This window comes from Bordetella genomosp. 9 (assembly GCF_002261425.1).
Taxonomy (GTDB): Bacteria; Pseudomonadota; Gammaproteobacteria; order Burkholderiales; family Burkholderiaceae_B; genus Bordetella_C.
Genome location: NZ_NEVJ01000001.1, coordinates 258,416 through 276,756 on the forward strand (window position 1 = coordinate 258,416; position 18,341 = coordinate 276,756).

18 protein-coding genes are annotated in these 18,341 nt (G+C 64.5%); 8 read left to right on the top strand and 10 right to left on the bottom strand.

All coding sequences use genetic code 11. From position 1 onward, the window contains the following. Window positions 1-17 precede the first annotated feature (17 nt). Window positions 18-1,217, top strand: coding sequence for a lactonase family protein (locus CAL26_RS01120; RefSeq protein ID WP_094845118.1), 1,200 nt, complete (start codon window positions 18-20; stop codon window positions 1,215-1,217). Between the two features lie 27 nt (window positions 1,218-1,244). Here CAL26_RS01120 and CAL26_RS01125 read toward each other — a convergent pair whose 3' ends face one another. Then, complete coding sequence (locus CAL26_RS01125; protein WP_094845119.1) at window positions 1,245-1,679, bottom strand: cupin domain-containing protein; 435 nt, start codon at window positions 1,677-1,679, stop codon at window positions 1,245-1,247. Between the two features lie 36 nt (window positions 1,680-1,715). Here CAL26_RS01125 and CAL26_RS01130 point away from each other — a divergent pair, with 36 nt between their 5' ends. After that, complete coding sequence (locus CAL26_RS01130; RefSeq protein WP_143277330.1) at window positions 1,716-2,186, top strand: MarR family winged helix-turn-helix transcriptional regulator; 471 nt, start codon at window positions 1,716-1,718, stop codon at window positions 2,184-2,186. 55 nt (window positions 2,187-2,241) lie between these two features. Here CAL26_RS01130 and CAL26_RS01135 read toward each other — a convergent pair whose 3' ends face one another. Next, complete coding sequence (locus tag CAL26_RS01135; RefSeq protein ID WP_094845121.1) at window positions 2,242-3,735, bottom strand: DASS family sodium-coupled anion symporter; 1,494 nt, start codon at window positions 3,733-3,735, stop codon at window positions 2,242-2,244. 115 nt (window positions 3,736-3,850) lie between these two features. Beyond that, window positions 3,851-4,480: a YitT family protein gene (locus tag CAL26_RS01140; protein WP_094845122.1), complete on the bottom strand. Its 630-nt coding sequence runs from the start codon at window positions 4,478-4,480 to the stop codon at window positions 3,851-3,853. A gap of 321 nt (window positions 4,481-4,801) precedes the next feature. Here CAL26_RS01140 and CAL26_RS01145 point away from each other — a divergent pair, with 321 nt between their 5' ends. The 3 genes from CAL26_RS01145 to CAL26_RS01155 all read left to right on the top strand — a co-directional run bounded on the left by CAL26_RS01145 (window position 4,802) and on the right by CAL26_RS01155 (window position 7,206). After that, the gene (locus CAL26_RS01145) at window positions 4,802-5,347 is read left to right on the top strand and encodes an RNA polymerase sigma factor (protein WP_094845123.1); all 546 of its coding nucleotides are present in this window, start codon (window positions 4,802-4,804) and stop codon (window positions 5,345-5,347) included. Beyond that, window positions 5,344-6,024, top strand: coding sequence for an anti-sigma factor (locus tag CAL26_RS01150; protein ID WP_094845124.1), 681 nt, complete (start codon window positions 5,344-5,346; stop codon window positions 6,022-6,024). The genes CAL26_RS01145 and CAL26_RS01150 overlap by 4 nt, the downstream gene beginning before the upstream one ends. A 324-nt stretch (window positions 6,025-6,348) precedes the next feature. After that, a complete protein-coding gene (locus tag CAL26_RS01155) occupies window positions 6,349-7,206 on the top strand; it encodes an alpha/beta hydrolase (protein ID WP_306437082.1) in 858 nt (285 codons plus the stop codon). A gap of 35 nt (window positions 7,207-7,241) precedes the next feature. Here CAL26_RS01155 and CAL26_RS01160 read toward each other — a convergent pair whose 3' ends face one another. The 7 genes from CAL26_RS01160 to CAL26_RS01190 form a co-directional block, all read right to left on the bottom strand. Further along, window positions 7,242-8,240, bottom strand: coding sequence for an alpha/beta fold hydrolase (locus tag CAL26_RS01160; RefSeq protein WP_094845126.1), 999 nt, complete (start codon window positions 8,238-8,240; stop codon window positions 7,242-7,244). Continuing rightward, complete coding sequence (locus tag CAL26_RS01165; RefSeq protein WP_373454430.1) at window positions 8,240-9,472, bottom strand: ABC transporter substrate-binding protein; 1,233 nt, start codon at window positions 9,470-9,472, stop codon at window positions 8,240-8,242. Before CAL26_RS01165 ends, CAL26_RS01160 begins: the two co-directional genes overlap by 1 nt. Window positions 9,473-9,497: 25 nt before the next feature. Then, window positions 9,498-10,286 (bottom strand): SDR family NAD(P)-dependent oxidoreductase, encoded by a 789-nt coding sequence (locus CAL26_RS01170; RefSeq protein ID WP_094845128.1) that lies wholly within the window; start codon window positions 10,284-10,286, stop codon window positions 9,498-9,500. Between the two features lie 125 nt (window positions 10,287-10,411). Further along, window positions 10,412-11,041 carry a class I SAM-dependent methyltransferase gene (locus CAL26_RS01175; protein WP_094845129.1) on the bottom strand — a complete coding sequence of 210 codons (630 nt, stop codon included), beginning with the start codon at window positions 11,039-11,041 and terminating at the stop codon, window positions 10,412-10,414. Window positions 11,042-11,076: 35 nt separating this feature from the next. Further along, complete coding sequence (locus tag CAL26_RS01180) at window positions 11,077-12,972, bottom strand: LysR family transcriptional regulator (RefSeq protein ID WP_094845130.1); 1,896 nt, start codon at window positions 12,970-12,972, stop codon at window positions 11,077-11,079. Window positions 12,973-13,127: 155 nt separating this feature from the next. After that, window positions 13,128-13,886 (bottom strand): SDR family NAD(P)-dependent oxidoreductase, encoded by a 759-nt coding sequence (locus CAL26_RS01185; protein WP_094845131.1) that lies wholly within the window; start codon window positions 13,884-13,886, stop codon window positions 13,128-13,130. Then, the gene (locus CAL26_RS01190) at window positions 13,879-14,703 is read right to left on the bottom strand and encodes an N-acyl homoserine lactonase family protein (RefSeq protein WP_094845132.1); all 825 of its coding nucleotides are present in this window, start codon (window positions 14,701-14,703) and stop codon (window positions 13,879-13,881) included. Before CAL26_RS01190 ends, CAL26_RS01185 begins: the two co-directional genes overlap by 8 nt. Window positions 14,704-14,930: 227 nt before the next feature. Between CAL26_RS01190 and CAL26_RS01195 the strand changes: the two genes are divergently transcribed. The 3 genes from CAL26_RS01195 to CAL26_RS01205 are packed head-to-tail and all read left to right on the top strand — an operon-like array spanning window position 14,931 to window position 18,341. Next, window positions 14,931-15,911 carry a Bug family tripartite tricarboxylate transporter substrate binding protein gene (locus CAL26_RS01195; RefSeq protein ID WP_179283200.1) on the top strand — a complete coding sequence of 327 codons (981 nt, stop codon included), beginning with the start codon at window positions 14,931-14,933 and terminating at the stop codon, window positions 15,909-15,911. 60 nt (window positions 15,912-15,971) lie between these two features. Beyond that, complete coding sequence (locus CAL26_RS01200) at window positions 15,972-17,333, top strand: MmgE/PrpD family protein (protein WP_179283201.1); 1,362 nt, start codon at window positions 15,972-15,974, stop codon at window positions 17,331-17,333. 33 nt (window positions 17,334-17,366) lie between these two features. Continuing rightward, entirely contained in the window at window positions 17,367-18,341 is a 975-nt protein-coding gene (locus CAL26_RS01205) for a Bug family tripartite tricarboxylate transporter substrate binding protein (RefSeq protein WP_143277331.1), read from the top strand.

Sequence of the window (18,341 nt, forward strand, 5' to 3'; positions counted from 1 at the left end):
AGACCGGAGACGATGCGATGAGCACCCGGGTGAACCATGGCCGGCGTCGCCTGCCAGGCGCGGTCCTGTTGGCATCCATAGGCCGCCGCCTTGTCCGCTATCGCTTGAGTGACGATGGGTTCGTCGAGCGGGACCGCCTGGCGCTGCCGCTCACCGTTCAATACGCCTGCTTCCATCCGGCCGGGCCGATCGCCTACGTCGCCTGCAGCAATGGCGGCGTCGCCAGTCCGGGGGACCGTCACTGCCTGGTCCAGGTGTCCTTGGACGGCACCGGTATGCGCATGGTGGCTGAACCGGTCGCGCTGCCATACCGCCCGCTGCATGCGTCGGTGGACCACGAAAGCAAGCGCCTCGTGCTTGCCTACAACCGTCCGGCCGCGGTGACCCTGCATGATCTCGACGACGATGGCCGCGTGGCGCCGCGGCGTCGGCTGCTGGCGGAAGGTACCGCACTGGTCGGGTACTTCCCGCATCAGGTGATACCGATGCCCGGCAGCCGGAACCTGCTTCTGACATGCCGTGGCGATGACGCAGGCAAGGCCAGCGCGGAGAACCCGGGATCCTTGCGAGTACTGCGAGACGAAGGCCAGACGCTTGCATGCGCACAGACGGTCGCGCCGAATGGCGGCTTCGGTTTCGGCCCGCGCAACTGCGCTTTCCACCCGCGGGGGCATCTGTTGTATGCGGTGCTGGAACGCCAGAACCGCCTGGCGGCATTCCCTTATCGGGAAGGCGTCATCGCGCCCCAACCGAGCTGGGACGTGGGGCTGCTGGAGGACTCCGGCAACGTAAGGCGGCCGCAACTGGGCGGCGCCATCGCGATCCACCCCACCGGCCGATACGTCTACGTCGTCAACCGCGCGCATCCGGTCGCGGACGGCTCGGGTCGGCTGCCGGCCGACGCGATGGCCTGCGGAGAGAACAGCGTCGTGGTCTTCCACCTCGATGCCCAGACCGGCGAGCCGCGGGAGATGCAGCGCCTGGCGCTGAAAGGCCTGCACGCACGCTGTCTTGCGCTGACCGCCGACGGCAAGCTGCTCGTCGCCGCCCCGCGCCAGGCTGGCCGCTTCATGCACGACGACGGCCGCATCGTCGACTGCACGGCGGGTTTCGCCACTTTTCACGTCGCCGATACCGGTCGGCTGACATTCATCCGTCAGGACGTCGTCGACGTAGGCAACGATCAGCTGTTCTGGGCCGATTTCGCACCGGTCTGAGCGCTGGCCCGCGCGTCCGCGTCGCCTTCAGGCACTCAACTCCAGCCCATGACGTTTCATGACTGACTTCAGCATGGCGATATCCGGCGGACCGCCGGCGCCCAGTACCCCGGCCACTTCACGGAAGTAATCGGGACCGATGTTGGCGGGCGAGAACACCACCAGCGCGCGGGCTGGAACATCGCCGGGGTTGGAGAAATGATGGACGCTGCCGCGCGGCGAGAAACAGTGGTCCCCCACGTTCAAGACCTGGACGCGGTCATCGACGCGGTAGGTCAATGATCCTTCCAGGATGTGGATGGTCTCGTCGACATCGACATGTCGATGCGGCGGCGGCACTTTGGCCTGAGGCTGCACGATCATTTCCGCCATCGCCATATGGCCCGTGGTGTCTCGACCATCGACCAGGAACCGCATCGATAAAGAGCCTATGGTGATCAGTTTGCCTTGCGCGGTATCCATGTCGGTCGTCCTATGTGGTAAAGTCACTTTACTAATATGGCTGCCAACCGTCAATCCCCCGCTGTCCGACGCTTCGCCGGCGATCCTGATCCCGATGACCCGCTCATCGGCGCGCGGTTGCGCCATTGCCTGACCCTGGTGGAGCAGCGGCTGAGCAGCGCGTTGGCCGAAGCGGGCTACGCGGATATCCAGATCGCGCACTTCAAAGTGTTCCGTTTTCCGCCGCCCGAGAACGCCCGTCCGATAGACCTGGCGCAACGCGCGGGCATGTCCAAGCAGGCAATGAACTACCTCTTGCAGCAGTTGGAAGAAATGGGCTACGTCCGTCGGATCAATGTGGAGGGCGCGGCATCGCGCGTCGTTTCCCTGACCGAGAAGGGCTGGAAGGTCGCGGAAATCCAGCGCGCAACTGTGCACGCGATCGAAGACGAATGGGCGCGACGCATCGGCAAGCAGCGCTTCCAGGTGTTTTATGACGTGCTGACGGAGCTGAGCGGCGCCTTGTAAGGGCGTCGGCGGCACAGGCTGATCTGTTTCACGCGTTCCTTTACCTGGAGGAACCCTACATCCATCCCAGCCAGCGCCAGTACGTCATCCCGAACCCAAGCATCAGCACGTATCCGATGACGGTGATGGCAATGCCCACCTTGGCGAATTGCCTGGCGGTGAATGTCTCCGTCCCCAGGCACACCATATTCTGCGGCGCGTTGATCGGCAGGATGAAGCCGTAGCTGACGACGAAGCCGAGCAGCATCGTCATTCCCAGCCGGTTGAATTCGCCCGGCAAGGTCGCCAGGACGGAAATCAGGATAGGCAGCATGGCCGAAGTCAGCGCGGTGGCGCTGGCGAAGCCCAGGTGGATGACGATAAGGAAAGCGGCCAGGATCGCGAAAATCCCCAGCGGACCGACGTCCGCAAGGCCTGTATGCGCCACCACCAGTGTTCCCAGCCATTGGCCGGCACGGGTCGTCAGCAACGCGGTCCCCAGGCTGATGCCGACGCCGAACACGATGACCGTGCCCCATGGGATGCGTGACTGGACGTCTTTCCATGTCATCACCCCGACGCGGGGCAACAGCAGCAGCACCAGGCCGAAATAGGTGGTGGAGGTGGTGTCGAAGCTGTGAAGCTTGCCTTCCGTGGCCCAGGACAGCAGCAGCAGGACGGAGACGGCCAGCAGGCGCTTCTGGGGCCCGGTCATGGGGCCCAGCTCGCGCAGCGATTTATCGACGGCTTCCTTGCCGCCGGCAATATCGTCGCGTTCCGGGGGCAGCATCTTCAGGACCAGGAAGATCAATATCGCGGACATGATGATGGCCCACGGCGCGCCGGCAATCAGCCAGTCGGACCAGGCCACCCGCGCATGCAGCATCTTCTCCATAAAGCCTATCGTCAACAGGTTCTGGGCCGCCGCGGTCTGGATACCGACGTTCCAGATGCTGGTCGCCTGTGCCACGATGATCATGATGCCGGCGGCGATATTGGAGCGCTTGTCGACGCCGAATGCCGTGATCACGCCCATCATGATCGGCACGACCGCCGCGCTGCGGGCCGTGGCGCTCGGGACGACGAGGCTGAGGACGATGGTGACCGCGATGCTGCCGACCAGGATGCGCCGCGTGCTGGTGCCGACCTTCGACAGCGTCACCAGCGCGATCCGCCGGTCGAGGCCGGTGTAGGTCATGGCGGCGGCGATGAAGAGCGCGCCGGCCACCAGGGCCAGCGCCGAATTGGCGAAGCCGGTCAACGCCATGCTGATTGCGGCCGACGTGCCGTAATGCGCAGCGGGATTGCCGACGACAGGCGCCGTACCCAGGAGGAACGCCATCAGGGTGGTGATCATGATGGCGCTGGCTTCGTAGGAAACGGCTTCCGTCACCCAGACCACCACCGCGAATACCAGAATGGCCAGCATGCGATGGCCCGCCGCTGGCAATTCAGCCGGCAAGGGCAGCAGCAGCACGACCACCAGCGCCGCGAATCCCGCGACCAGGCCCATGGGTAGTTTGTTGTTTCGCGCAGGCGCGGCTGGCTCCGTGGCGCCTGTAGAGGTCATCTCGTACTCCGGTGGGCTGGACTGCCTCGGTTTTAATCGGGTGCGGATGACATTTCAATTGGAACCGCGGACTTCCGTGATATCGGTCAAGAAAATTGGTGTCCAGACCCCTGCGCTAGCCCTTGTAGCGTCCCGGCTTGTGCCAGGCGATCAGCATCGCGTTCATCGCGAACGTGCCGAGGGCGGACCAGAGTATCTTGGCCAGGGGAAGATAGGCCGCCGCCACGCAGAACAGGGCCAGGTCGAAGGCCAGTTGTACCTTGCCGGCGTTGATACCGGAGCGCCGCTGCACCCACAGGGTCAACGCGCTGGTGCCGCCCATGGACGCATTGTGCCGCGCCAGGCAAAGGATGCCCATGCCCAGGAAAGTCCCGCCGGCGATGGCCGCGAAGGCGTTGCTGATGCCGGAAACGTCCAGGGAGCGGCTGATGGCGCTCACGCCCACCCCTATCGCCAGGCTGACCAGGGCGCTCTTGAGTCCGAACGTCCTGCCCATGGCATGGAATGAGAACAGGATGAAAGGGATGTTGATCAGGGGAACGAGAGGCGCGGGCGCGTAGCCCGTCACGAAGGAGCCCAGGAGGGCCATGCCCGCGATGCCGCCCGTGATCAGGCCGCCTCGGGCGAGCAGCGAAACGCCCATGGCGGCAAACAGGATGCCGATGAAAAGCCCATACGCATCGTCGAAGGCGTTATGCGACGGCGCTGCCTGCGCCTGCAATGGGTGCTGGTCGGGGTAAGGCATGGAAGATTCCCGGAGGGTAAGGGGAAAGAGTTCCCGGCGGCGCACCATGGGCTTGTGACCTGGGGCGCACCGCCGGAATCAGTCTTATATATTGCTCCGCAGCAATGGCGCAAGCGATTACTTGTGCAGCCATCGCGACCCGGAACGGCTGCCTTGGAGACGGCTGCGCAAAAGCCGTGCTGTCATCCAAACGCGCGATAGGCCAGTGAGCGGGCCGTGCGTCCGGCTGGTATATCATCGCCAGGAGCGCTTCCCCATTGAGCCCATCGCCGGATTGCCATGGCCGGCGCTCGTCCTTGCAGCCCGCCCCGCCGGAGCGATATGTCCGATTCCCGACGTCTCGACGATCTGCTCGCGGAGTGCGCGCGCGGCAGCGAAGCCGCACTGGCCGAACTGTATCGACTGACCTCTCCGCATCTGTTCGCATTCGCCTCTCGTATATTGCGCAGGAAGGATTGGGCCGAGGAGGTGCTGCAGGAGTGCTACCTGGCCATCTGGCAGAACGCGGCCCGGTTTTCGACCGAACATAGCCACGCGATGACGTGGATGACGCGCATCGTGCGCAACCGCTGCATCGACCAGCTGCGCCGGCCTGGACTGGAGCGGCCCGATCCGGACGGCGAGCTTGCCGATGCCTGGGCCGACGATGCCGCGGGGCCGCTGGGCCGACTGCAGAGCGCGCAGGACAGCCAGCGCCTTGCCGAGTGCATGAAGCAACTTGATGGAAAGCAGCGCATGGCCATCGCGATGTCGTTCTTCGATGACCTCAGCCACGGCGAGATCGCGAAGCGCCTGGAGTCGCCGCTGGGAACCATCAAGAGCTGGGTGCGCCGCGGCATGGAGCGCCTGAAGAGGTGCCTGTCATGAATTATCGCGGTGAGGAAATACGCCATCGGCTGGCTGCGGACTACGTGTCAGGCGGCATGCGCGGCGGCGCGCGCCGCCGCTTCGAGGCGCTGGTCGCCGCCGACGCCAACTGGCGCCGGATCCTGCGCGACTGGGAGAACGAGATCTATCCCCTGGCATGGTCGCTCAAGCCGGTGGCGCCCCCGGCGCGGGTATGGCGCGCCATCCGGACTCGGATCCGGGGCCGCCAGCCGGCGACTTCATGGGGTTGGAGCGGCTTGTATTCGTGGCGCCTGTTGAGCGCCGCGCTGGCGCTTGTCCTGGTGGCGGGTGTCGCCCTGTATCCGCTGCAGGTGAACCGGTCGGCGCGCGCGCAGCTGCTCGCGGTGCTGCAGTCGCCGCAGACGCAGGCCCTGCTCGTGGTGCGTGCGGATCCCTCCGGGGTGCTGCACGTGCGGACCTTGGGCGATCTGCGGGCGCTCGCGGGCGACAGGGTGCTGGAGCTGTGGGCGTTGCCGCCCGGCGGCCAGCCGCAATCGCTCGGCCTGGTGGCCCCCGGCGGCCTGACTTCGCTGCCAGCGCCAGAGGGCTTGCGGAATGTACCCAACCTGGCCGTGTCGCTGGAGCCGCCTGGCGGCGCACCCAACGGCCAACCCACCGGCCCCATCATCATGACGGGCGAGGTGCTGCCCATTTGATGCCGCCATCGGCCATACCGGGGGAACGCCCGGCCCGCCGCCCGTGAACGGCCTCGTGCTCATCCATTATTTTTTTGCGGTCGGTGCATCCAGGACGGCCCCGCGTCCGTATCTCCTTATGCATGGCTTGCCGCGGGAGCGTGCTGCCGCCCGCAATCCACCGGTTCCGTTCTTCTGCATCGCAAGCACGATGGACGCCGCGTGGAACGCTTTACGGGCAGCTGAACCGCGGCCGGGCCTGCTCGTCTTCGAATCGCCGCATGGAGGGCTTGGATGTCGCGCTGCGGCCGGTATTGGCGTAGTCATGTCAGAAGATTGAGGGCCGTGCTGGCGTCGCCCGCGCTTATCGCGCTGGTGGCGTGTTCGCCCTTGAAGGTATTGAATGCTTTCGTGCCGGACAACGACGGCGTTCGCGTGATCGCCAATATGCACTACGGAACCGACCCGCGCCAGTCCATGGACGTGTATGTGCCGCGGGACGTCGCGGCGCCGCCCGTGGTGGTTTTCTTCTACGGCGGGAGCTGGTCCGGCGGGTCGCGCGCCCAGTATCGATTCGTCGGCGATGCCCTGGCCACGCGCGGCATACTGGCGGTGGTGGCCGACTACCGTGTCTATCCCCTGGTGACCTATCCCGCCTTTGTCGAAGACGCGGCTGCCGTCGTCGCATGGACCCTGCGCAATATCTCCACCTACGGCGGCGACCCGCGCCGTGTGTTCGTGGCGGGACACAGCGCGGGCGCCTACAACGCCGCCATGGTGGCGCTGGACCCGCGCTGGCTGGGCAAGGCAGGGGCGACGCCCGCCATGCTGGCCGGCTGGATAGGCATCGCGGGCCCATACGACTTCCTGCCTATCGTCGACGAGGACATCAAGCCGATTTTCGCTTTTCCGAACACGCCCCCGGATTCGCAGCCGCTGGCGTACGTATCGCCGTCGGCGCCGCCGACGCTATTGATCGCGGGGACGTCGGATCGTGTGGTGGACCCGGTCCGCAACACCGATCGGCTGGCGGACGCCCTGCGGGCGGCCCACGTGCCTGTGCTGCTGAAACGCTACACGCGGGTGGGACACGGATTGGCGGTCGGCGCCTTCGCGTGGCCGCTGCGCTGGACAGCCCCCGTGCTGGAGGACGTCACGGATTTCGTGAAGACCACGCCGGCCGGGCACGGGGCCGGTTCCTGACGCCTCTTGCTTCAAGCCGTACTTCAAACCACGATTCAAACGGCGGCATTCGAAGGCCCGCCGGCCGCGCCGCCAGACGCGCAGTGATCGAGAATCCAGCCGGACACCTCGGCGGCGATCTCGTCGCTGTTGTCGTCCATCATCATCATGTGGGAATTCCCGCGCACGCCCCTTTGCGCCAGCAGCCAGCGGCTGACCTTCCCGCCGTGGCCGGCGAGCCGATCGCCATAGGCATTACCCGCGGCCACCAGGTCGCGCCACAGTGGGGTGGCATCCAGGAAGTCCCCGTAGACGAACAGGAAAGGCTTGCCGTCCACGGCAGCCGCGTCGACGTGCTCCGAGAAGCCGGACGGCTCGATGCCGATCACCGCGCGTACATCTTCAGGACAACGCTGCAGGGCGCGCCACGCGACCTCGCCGCCGTGGCTGTGCGCCATCACGATGCACGGACCCACCCGCTCCAGCACCGCGCAGAAGGCATCCAGCGCGATGTCGTTGTTGCCCAGCCAGCGCGGCACGGCATGCTGGATCAACGTTTCCATGGCCTGCGTCGGGAAGCGTTGCCCCGGGAAAGGCTTGCGCTGCGCATAGTCGGCCGCGGCGCCGAAGCGGAACAGGGACCAGGATTCCTCCGCATTGCGGATGATCGGCGGCTCCGGCCATACGCTGGCGAACGGCACCCAGCCGGCGCGTCCGCGCTCGACGTTGTCGACCACGTAGACCGCATGGCCCAGCCGCAGCAAGGCCTGCAGCCAGCCTGTGCGCCCGTCCGGCGTCTGCTCCCACATCGCACCGGTCATGCCGCCGCCATGCAGCAGCACCAACGGCAAGGGCTGGCTCAATTGCGCGGGAATGAAGTACTGCACGTACGCATGTTCGATGTGATAGCGGCCATTGGGGTCGTAGGTCAGCGACGCGGTGCGAGTGAAGGCGATGGTCCGCACAGGCTCGCCCGTGACGCTCAGAGGCCGGCCCCCGGCATAAAAGCTGCCGAAGTCGCGCAGCGGGATCGCCGGCTTGCCAGTCGCCGGCATCACTTGCGGACCACCGGACACTGGCTGTCGGCAAGCGGCCATGCCAGCGAGTCGCCGGGAATCCGCCGCACGATGTTGTAGAAGTCCCAGGGCTGCGTGGACTGCGCGGGGGGCTTGACCTGGGCCAGCAGCATGTCGCGCACGACCAGGCCGTCGTCCCGGATACGCGCGTTCATGCTGAAAGCGTCATCGATGGGCATTTGCTTCATCTTGCGCATCACGGCGTCCGAATCGGTCGTGCCGGCAGCCTTGACGGCTTGCAGGTAGTGCCGGACCGAGCCATAGACGCCCGCCTGCAGGAAGGTTGGAGGATGTCCCACCCGCGCCTGGAACTTGGTGCTGAAGGCGCGCGTACCGTCGTTCTGGTTCCAGTAGAACGGCATGGTCAGGTACGTTCCCTGCGCGGCTGGCAGGCCCAGGCTGTTGACGTCCGTATCGAGCAGCAGCATGGCCGCCAGCTTCTGGCCGCCTTGCACGATGCCGAACTCCGCTGCCTGCTTGATCGCGCTGATGGTGTCTCCACCGGCATTGGCCAATGCAACGACCTGCGCCCGCGATGATTGCGCCTGCAACAGGAACGAAGCGAAATCCGAAGCGTTCAGCGGATGGTAGACCGTACCGACCACCTTGCCGCCATTGGCGTTCACCACGCTGGATGTATCGGCCGCCAGCTGCTTCCCGAAGGCGTAGTCGGAGGCCAGGATGAACCAGCTCTTGAGTCCTTCCTGCACCACCGCGCTGGCCGTGCCGCGCGCCAGCGCATACGTCGTATAAGTCCACTGCACCGTGTAGGGAGAACATTGGGCCTGGGTGACGGCTGTCGTGCCGGCGCTGGAAATCAGCAAGAGCTTTTTCTTCTGGGCCGCCAGCGCCTGGACGGCCAGCGCCACGGCGGAATTGGGCACGTCCACGATTACGTCCACACCCTGCGTGTCGTACCAGGTGCGGGCAATGCTGCTGCCCACGTCCGGCTTGTGCTGATGGTCGGCGTAGACCAGGGTGACGGGTTTGCCGAGCAGCGTGCCGCCGGTTTCCTCGATGGCCATGCGCGCGGCTTCGACCGAGCCCTTGCCGGTGGCGTCGGCCGTGACGCCAGCCATATCCGTGAGCACGCCGATCTTGATGCCCTGGCTGTCATCCGCGCTGGCGGTGCCGACGCATAGCGTCGCGGCGGCCAGCGCGAGCGCGTGCCAAAGTTTGCCGGGTTGTCCTTGTTTTTTCCCGATCTTCACGTTCGAATCTCCTCCTGGTTGTTTTCTAGAACGCGCTCCTGACGACGCCACCATCGACACGAAGCGCCGCGCCTGTCGTTGCCGATGCGGCAGGCGAGCAGACGTAGGCCACCATGTTCGCGACTTCCTCCGGAGTGATGAAGCGCTTCAACAGGGAGCTGGGGCGCGCCTGTTCGAAGAATGTCTTCTGGAAGGATTCGAACGATGCCCCGCCGGACAGCTTCTCGACGAACTCGCTGACGCCCTCCGATTTCGTGGGACCCGGCAGCACGGAATTGACGGTGACCCCGGTTCCGGCGCAAGACTCCGCCAACCCGCGCGAGATCGCGAGCTGCGCCGTCTTGGTCATGCCGTAGTGGATCATCTCGACCGGGATCTGGATGCCGCTCTCGCTGCTGATAAAGACGATACGCCCCCAATCGCGCTGCTTCATGCCCGGCAGGTAAGCGCGACACAGACGAACGCCGGACATGACGTTCACGTCGTAGAAGCGTTGCCAGTCGGCGTCGGGGATCTCTTCGAACGGCTTGGGGTCGAAGATGCCGAGGTTATTCACCAGGATATCGACGTCGGGATGGTTGCTGACCAGTCGCGCGATGTCATCGGGCTTGGAAAGGTCGCCGGCGAAGCCGGTGAGCTGGGCCGAGGGCACATCCGCTTTCAGCCGGCCGATGGCGTCGGCCACCGAAGCCTCGGTGCGGCCATTGACGATGACATGCGCGCCTTCGCGCGCCAGGGCCGTCGCGATCGCAAAACCAATACCCTTGGTCGACCCGCTGACCAGGGCGCGTTTGTCTTTGAGTTGATAGTCCATGTCTGACCTCGGAAGAGTGTCGGCCTGAAGGGGCCGGGATCCATCGTAGTCCCGGATCGCCTCGGCCAGCTAGCCCGGCGATAACCCTCATCCACCAATGGGCTTTTCGGGGCGATACCGATCGATCACTTCGCCGCGCGCCACACGCTTGCCAGCCAAGGCTGTTGGTCCCTGGGCAGGCCGGCAGGGCGGTAATAGTGCGTGATTTCGGTGAAGCCGGCCCGTTCTACATAGCCGCGCCACGTATCGATGTCGTGATACGCCCCGTAGCGGCCGCGATTCCAGCCCTCCTCGTTGGAACCGCGGGGGTTGGATGTAAACAGCACTCCACCCGCTTTCAAGGCGGCACGCAGATCGGCCAGTACGCGCGGCAGCTCCTGGCTTGGCACATGGAACAACGACGCGTTGGCGTAGATGCCGTCGAAGGACGCGGCGGGCAGATCGAGCGCCAGGAAGTCCTGGTGCCATACTTCGCAGCCTGAATCCTCACGCGCCATCTCCACGAAACGGCTTGTGCCATCCAGCCCGATGGCCTGATGTCCGCGCGCGGCGAAGACCCGCAGATCCCGTCCCGGGCCGCAGCCGAAATCCAGGATGCGGTAGGGGGGCGGGCCCTGGATATTGTCCAGCAGCGCAGCGATGTTCTGGCTGACGTCGTGATCGAGCGTACCGATGCGGAACTCCTCGGCGCGGTCTTCGTAGTGGCGCAGCGTCCGCTGTGAGATCTGGTTCAGGTCTTCGGGGTTCAGGAGCATGTCGTCCTTGGTCTTTTGCGGGCTCTGGTGGTCGTCTATGTGGCGGTTGCGCCCAAGGCATCTGTATCCTCTGACGCCAAAGGCTTGAATCGGGTTATGTGACTGGCCAGGAACGCGCGGAATTCCTGCGGATTGGACGTCACAACCTGGACGCCCTCTTTACCATAGCGTTTCACGAGGTCGGGAGACTGAAGCGCGGCGCTGACTTTCTTATTGATGGTCTCGATGGCTACACGGGGGGTGCCCGCCGGCGCGAGCAGGCCGTAGAACTGCGAGACTTCGAATCCCGGCAGCCCGCTTTCCGCCACCGTCGGCAAATCGGGGGAGTTGTCCATGCGCTGCAAACTGGTGACTGCTATGGCGCGCAGTTTCCCGGACTTGATGTATGGCTGGGCCTCGAACCGCGTCGCAAACACCATGTCGACTTGCCCCGACAGGACGGCGGCCACCGCGGGGCCTCCGCCCGTATAAGGAACATGCAGAAGGCGCGCGTGGCCCCGTGAGGCCAGCAACAGGCCCGCCAGCGCCTGCATGCTGCCCACGCCGGCAGAACTGAACACCAGCCCGTCCTTGTTCTGGTTCGAGAGCTTGATGACGTCCGCGATGGTGCGAACCGGCACGTTTGGGTTCACGACCAATACGTATGGCGTAGAAGTCATCTGCCCGACCGGCTCGAAATCCTTCAGCAGGTCGTACGGCTGGACTGTGCGCGTGGCCTGCAAGGCGGCGTGGCTGGCCGTGCACAGCACGACTGTGTATCCATCGGGACGAGATGTTTTCGCCGCCGCCAGGCCGACGGCGCCCGTTCCGCCGGCTCGATTGTCGACGAATACATCATGCCCCCACAGGGCCTGCAACGTGGGCAGCATCATGCGCATGCAGATATCGGCGCCGCCACCGGAAGCCATGGGTACGATCAGGCGTAATTCCCTGTCCGGGAACCGGGTCGCGGACGTCGAGCGGTTTGAACTTTCCGTCACGGCGGTGTCGACTGCTGCGACGGTGATCGGTGTCGCCGCGTCTGCGTCATTCTGCAGGTCGCGCGCGGCTGAGGTACAGAGCACCTCTACCAGGTCGTCGCTGAAGCTGTTGCCCAGGATGCGCGGGTTCCTGCATATGCGCAAATCCCTGATGGCCCAAGGATCGGACAACTTCACCACCGCAAGCGTCTGCAGATCGCTGGACACCACGGTCGAGCGGGGAATCACGCCGACACCGGCTCCCGCGGCCACCAGTTGGGCGATCGCGCGGTAGCCCGATACCTGCACCCGCACGTCGAGCACGGCGCCCAGCTTGGCCGCATGGCTGATCAGGTAGGTATGAAGCGCATTACCGTGCGCCAGGCAGATGAACGGCTCCGACAGGCAGCTGACGAAGGGAACCTCTTTGCGCTGTCCCAGGTCATGGTCGCGCGGCACCAGCAGGACGAGCTCGTCCTGGCGATAGGGCAGGTACTCCAGGTCGGGATGCTCGGTCTCGAACGCCACGATGCCCAGCGGCGCTCTACCGGCGGCGACAGCCGCCACGATGTCCGCGCTTGGCCGTTCTTCCAATGTGACGCGCGTGCTCGGATTGCGCTTGAAGAACACGGCCAGGTCGTCCGGCAGGAAGCTCATCGCGTTGTCGCTGGCGAACAGCGTAACGTTGCCTGTGATGCCGCGCGCGTAGGGCAGCAGGTCGACGTGCATCTGGTCCAACTGCGCGAAGCATTTCTTCGCATGCTCGACCAGGATCCGTCCGGCGGGTGTCAATGCAACGCCGCGCGCTTCGCGCACCAGCAGGCGCGCGCCGATGGCTTCTTCCAGGCCCTTCAGCCTTACGCTGACGGACGAGGGCGCCAGATTGCAGCGCATGGCACCACGCGACAGATTGTTTTCTTCGGCTACTGCCAGCAAGACCTGCAAGTCCACCAGATCGTAGTATCTGTTCATTTTTTTGTGCCTTCGCTGTCTCCTTTAACGATCGATGGTAGCACCGGCGCTACTCGTTACAGGGGCGAAGCGGCACGCTGAACTCAGTGTTTTCCCTGGGCGAATCCTCTTTCCAGCCTACGCGATCGGCATGGCGATGTCCGCCTGATACCTGTTTACGGTACGAACGCGGCGGTCGTTCCACCATCCACCGACAGTACCGAACCGGTCATGTACGCGGAATCCGGGCCCAGCAGGAAGCGGATTACCGCGGTAACGTCCGAAGGTTCGGCGATACGCCCCAATGGCGACAAGCCGGTCACCTTGTAGTTTTCGGTGTTTTCCATCAGGCGGCGCACCAGGGGCGTATTGACCGTGGCGGGCGCAACGACATTGACCAGGATGTTTTCCGCCGCCAACTCCACCGCCAGCACGCGGGCCAGATGGATCAAGGCCGACTTCGACGCGCCGTAGGCTCCGGCCCCGATTTTCGGCCGCAACGCAGCGCCCGACGAAACGAAAACGATCCTGGCGGCGCCCTGGCGGGCCTGGGCGAGCAATGGCTGCGCCGCGCGCGTGGCCAGCCAGGACCCTTTCGTGTTGATGTCGAACACGGCGTCGTAGTCTTTCTCGCTCATCCCTAGCAGCGGTCCGCCCCGCAGGATGCCCGCGCAGCAGACCAATGCGTCGAGCCCGCCTCTCTCGCCTATCGTCCGGAAGGCGCTGTCGATTTCCGCCGAGGACGACACATCGCACGCAATCGCCGTGTAGCGGTCGGCGCCCTCGAACTTTTCATCCAATAAGGGCGATTCCGCGACGTCGAGCCCGACCACGCTCCAGCCTTGCTGCAGCAGCTCCTTGCAGCATGCCAGGCCGATTCCTGAAGAGGCGCCTGTCACGACCGCCCGGCGCTGCGGACTTGGTTCGCTAGCCATTCGAATGCCCCTTGGTTTTTCTCGGTTCCCGATCCAGGCGCACTACCCAACCGTCCAGCTCCTGGCTGAGCGGCGGATAGATTTCCATGACCCTGGGGTCGTGGCCGGCAACGATATGGTCGACCGTGTCGGCATGCTCCGACAGCTTCGCGTAGCCCGCCAACATGTCGCCCACGTTGAACACACCCGCGAACGGTCGCTGGCGTTCAAAATTTTCGTAATAGTGGGCCGCGTCGGAAGCAACGACCACCCAGCCTCGTTCGGTGCGAACGCGCACGCTTTGCAGTCCGTCCGTATGTCCGCCGACGCGGAACACTTCGACCCCAGGCGCGATTTCGCCGGCGTCGTCGTGGAAGCGGACCCGGTCCTTGTAGACCAGCCGCACCATCTCCGTTACGTCATCCACTTCGAAGGCCTTGCGTTGGCATGCGAAGCACATGTACTTGCCGGTGGCGAACGCGACTTCGGTGTCCTGCACGTGGAAGGTCGCGTTGGGAAACTTGTCCAGGTTGCCCGCGTGGTCGTAATGCAGATGAGTGATCACCACATCGCTGACCGACTCAGGCGCAATGCCGACCTTGCGCAGGCAGTCTTCCGGCGTCATCAGGTAATCCCTGCCGCGCTTTTCGGCAACCTCGCGCGTAAACCCGGTGTCCACGAGGATGATGCGGCCGCCGCCACGAATGCTCCAGATGAAGTAATCCATGCGCAATGGCCCGTCGTGCGCATCGCCGCCCAGGAACATGTGCCCGCGGCTGCCCATGCGCGTCGCGTACTTCAAGGCCAGCAATTCATAGTTCGTCGCTTCGTTTCCCATGGCTTTCGATCCGCTCCTCGTCTCCAGACACTGCCGAGTATCAAACCACCGCTTCGGCCGAACAAGTTTGCGTTTTCGAAGGGAACGTTAGCCGCTGACGAACATGCGCGAGCATTCAAATTTTGCAATTCGAGCCATGCGAAATGACGAACGCTCGCTTGCCGTTGCAGTGTCAGAATCCAGACGCGGCGACAACGATCGCCATGAAAAAAAATCGAGGAGGAGACATGAACTGGCAACGACTTATCGCTCATGGCGCGCTCGCCGGAACGATGGCGGCCCTGGCCGTGCCTTCACATGCGGACGACGCCAGTTATCCGAACAAGGCCGTCAGGATCATCTTGCCGCTCGCCGTCGGCAGCAGCGGAGACGTATTCACCCGTTTGTTCGCAAAGGGCCTGACCGACAAGCTGGGGCAGCAGTTCTACGTTGAGAACATGCCCAGCGCCAACGGGCTGCTGGCTGCGCAGGCGCAACTGAGAGCGCCGGCGGACGGCTACACGATTCTTGAAGGGACGTCCGCGATCATTTCGCTGAACCCCATTACGGTGAAGGACCCAGGCTACGACCCGGTGAAGGACTTCAGGCCGGTGGGTGGCATTTTGCGCACCGCGCAAATCTTCGCCGTTCCGGCATCGTCGCCGATCAAGTCGATGAAAGACCTGGTGGAGGTGGCGCGGTCGGCGAAGGCGCCACTGAGTTCCGGCACGTACGGCCCCCTGTATCTGGCAGCGCAGCAATGGTTCAGCAGCAAGGCCGACATCAAATTCAACTCCATCTACTACAAGGGCGCGACCGGCACGGCCGCCGACCTTGCCGGGGGCCAACTCGACCTGGCCGTGGTGGACCTGGTGGGCATATTGCCTTTGGTGAAAGGGGGGCGCGTGCGGATGCTGGCCGTGACAAGCGAGAGAAGGCTGCCCGATTTTCCAGACCTGCCAACCGTGCAGGAAAGCGGCTTTCCCGGCTTCGTCAGTTATGCCTGGGCATCGCTATATGTGCGCACGCAAACCCCGGACGCCGTCGTGAACAGATTGGCGAAGGCGATGGGAGAGCTTTACCAGGACAAGAGCATCCAGACGTTGATGGCCCAGAGTCCCGGTATAGAAATGATGCCCCTGGGACCGGAAGCCATGCGCAAATTCCAGCTGGCCGAAACGGAACGACTGCGCGAAATCGCGAAGACCGCCAACCTGAGCCCCCAATAGCCCGCGGATTCTTCCGCGCGTCCCGGTGAGTGTTCAATGTCGAACGTAAGCAGTGAAGCGATGGACCCCTACGCGCGCCGGCTGGCCCGCTTCGTCCTGCACATGGACGCTTCCAGCTTGCCGGACGACGTCGTCGACAAGCTGGAAGCCTTGCTGTTGTATGCCCTATCCGTTGCGATGGCGGATCACGGCGAAGGCGATGTCCTGCAGGCGGCAATGCCGGTGGTGCACAACGCACCGGGCCCCGCGGGGCTGGTGAATTCTTCGCAGACCCGATCCGCGGCGGACGCGGCGGCCATCAATGCCGCCTTGATGTTTGCTCGCAACCAGGTGGACACGCATGAAGACATCTGCGGCCATATCGGCTGCGTGGTCATCCCCGCCGTGCTCGCCCTGGCGCAGGCCCGCGCGGCCAGTGCGGACACGGTGGTGGCGGCATTGGCTGCCGCTTACGAGGTGCCACCGCGACTCGGGCACGGCGCCATCGCTTCGGCCATCAAGCGCGGCCTTCGCGGCACATCGGTGTTCGGCGTATTCGGCGCGGCGGCCAGCGCCGCGCGGGTCATCGGCCTGGATGAACGCAAGACGGCAATCGCCTTGGCGCTGGCAGCGAACTACGCGTCGGGCGTCACGCAATGCTTCATCGACGGCACGCCGGAGGCGCCCCTGCATAACGCCCATGCAAGCCGCGCCGGCGTCGTCGCCGCGCTTCTGGCGGAGCAAGGGGTGCAGGCCGCGCCGAATTCGATCGAAGGCCGGGCAGGTTTTTTTCGGGCGGTAAGCGACACGGTGCCCGAACTGGACTTCAGCGGATGGAGCATCCGGCAGGTCACGGTGAAGCCGGTGCCGGGCTGCGTGATCAACCAGCAGCCCGTGCGGGTCGCCACGAAGCTGATGGCGCGGGAAGGCCTGAGTTCCGAGGACGTAATAGGTGTGACTGTGGCGCTGCATCCTGGCGATGCCGCCTACCCCGGTATCGATCGGTATGGCCCGTTTCCCACGCGGCAAGGCGCCTGCATGAGCACGGCGTTCATGATCGAAGCCGTGGTGCAGCGCGGCCGCCTGACGTTCAGCGATTTTTTCACCCTGCATGGACCAGGGCCCATCCATGAACAAAGCAGGCGCGTGCAGGCAGTTGCCGACCCAGGCATTACCGAGCACTTCGCATGCCGGGTGGAAATGCAGCTGCGCGACGGACGAAAGGTCCAGGCCGAGGCGCTGGATGCGTCCGGCATGAACCTGGACCATGCCGAGATCATCCAGCTGTGCGAGGCGCTTTCTGGCGAATGGCCATGCCATTCGCCGGCAACGGCGTTTGCGGGGCTGCACCACGCAGTGCGGGCGTTGATTCGATACCGCGATGCCGATTGCGTCGATGCCGTCGATGCCGTGATGCGGGCGACGCGGTTGTTGGATACCTGACATAGCGCATGTGCGATAACAAGAGGAGACAACGTGAAACTCATCCGCCCCTTACAAAGGATCGCTGCGACGCTGATGCTGGCGGCGACAGCAGGCACGGCCCACGCCGTCGACTATCCAACACGTACGGTGCAGATCATTGCGCCCTTCACTGCGGGGGGCGCGCTGGATATCGCCGCGCGTGCGCTGACGCAAGCGCTTGGGCAGGAACTGAAGCAAACGTTCGTTGTGGTGAACAAGACCGGCGCATCGGGAAATATCGGCGCCAGTGAAGTGGTGCGCGCCGCGCCGGACGGCTACACGCTACTCATGACGCCCGACAGTTCGATTGCGGCGAACCCCAGCCTCTATGGCAAGCGCATGGACTTCGACCCGCTGCGCGATCTGAAACCCGTCACGTCCGTGATGAGCTTCGGCCAGATCCTGGTCGTCAACCCCAAGCTGGATATCGACTCCCTGGAGGGGTTCATCAAATACGCCAAGGAGCACGGCGTCACCTACGGCAGCGCCGGTGTCGGGCAGCCCGGCCACCTGGCGATGGAGCTGCTGGTGGAGGCGACGGGAATCAAGGCGCGGCATATTCCCTACAAGGGCATGTCGCAAGCGCTGACCGACATTGTCTCGGGGCAGGTGGACTGCGGCTACCTGGCGCTGCCTGGTGCCATTCAATTCGTGAAGTCCGGCCAGTTGATTCCGCTTGCGGTATCCGGTTCGGCGCGCTCGCCCCTGACGCCCGATATTCCCACGATCGCCGAGTCGGGATTTCCGGCCGCCACCATCGACTATTTCTACTCCTTGCTGGCGCCGCGCGCGACGCCGGACGCGATCGTGAACCTCCTGGCGGCCAAGGTGCAGGAAGCCCTGAAGACGCCGCAAGTGGTGGAGTTCATGCGCAAGGTGGACTTCCAGCCCGTAGTCGATACGCCCGCACAAGCGTTGAAGCGCCTGCAGGACCGCACCAAGGTCATGTCGAAGCTCGTGCAGGAAAGGGCATTGACCATCGATTGA

Bases quoted from the DNA above. Each gene is read 5' to 3' on its own strand.
- CAL26_RS01120 (WP_094845118.1), top strand. From the start codon at position 18: ATGAGCACCCGGGTGAACCATGGCCGGCGTCGCCTGCCAGGCGCGGTC.
- CAL26_RS01140 (WP_094845122.1), bottom strand. From the start codon at position 4,480: ATGCCTTACCCCGACCAGCACCCATTGCAGGCGCAGGCAGCGCCGTCG.
- CAL26_RS01135 (WP_094845121.1), bottom strand. From the start codon at position 3,735: ATGACCTCTACAGGCGCCACGGAGCCAGCCGCGCCTGCGCGAAACAAC.
- CAL26_RS01175 (WP_094845129.1), bottom strand. From the start codon at position 11,041: ATGCTCCTGAACCCCGAAGACCTGAACCAGATCTCACAGCGGACGCTG.
- CAL26_RS01180 (WP_094845130.1), bottom strand. From the start codon at position 12,972: ATGAACAGATACTACGATCTGGTGGACTTGCAGGTCTTGCTGGCAGTA.
- CAL26_RS01185 (WP_094845131.1), bottom strand. From the start codon at position 13,886: ATGGCTAGCGAACCAAGTCCGCAGCGCCGGGCGGTCGTGACAGGCGCC.
- CAL26_RS01150 (WP_094845124.1), top strand. From the start codon at position 5,344: ATGAATTATCGCGGTGAGGAAATACGCCATCGGCTGGCTGCGGACTAC.
- CAL26_RS01195 (WP_179283200.1), top strand. From the start codon at position 14,931: ATGAACTGGCAACGACTTATCGCTCATGGCGCGCTCGCCGGAACGATG.
- CAL26_RS01125 (WP_094845119.1), bottom strand. From the start codon at position 1,679: ATGGATACCGCGCAAGGCAAACTGATCACCATAGGCTCTTTATCGATG.
- CAL26_RS01200 (WP_179283201.1), top strand. From the start codon at position 15,972: ATGGACCCCTACGCGCGCCGGCTGGCCCGCTTCGTCCTGCACATGGAC.
- CAL26_RS01170 (WP_094845128.1), bottom strand. From the start codon at position 10,286: ATGGACTATCAACTCAAAGACAAACGCGCCCTGGTCAGCGGGTCGACC.
- CAL26_RS01145 (WP_094845123.1), top strand. From the start codon at position 4,802: ATGTCCGATTCCCGACGTCTCGACGATCTGCTCGCGGAGTGCGCGCGC.
- CAL26_RS01190 (WP_094845132.1), bottom strand. From the start codon at position 14,703: ATGGGAAACGAAGCGACGAACTATGAATTGCTGGCCTTGAAGTACGCG.
- CAL26_RS01130 (WP_143277330.1), top strand. From the start codon at position 1,716: ATGGCTGCCAACCGTCAATCCCCCGCTGTCCGACGCTTCGCCGGCGAT.
- CAL26_RS01160 (WP_094845126.1), bottom strand. From the start codon at position 8,240: ATGCCGGCGACTGGCAAGCCGGCGATCCCGCTGCGCGACTTCGGCAGC.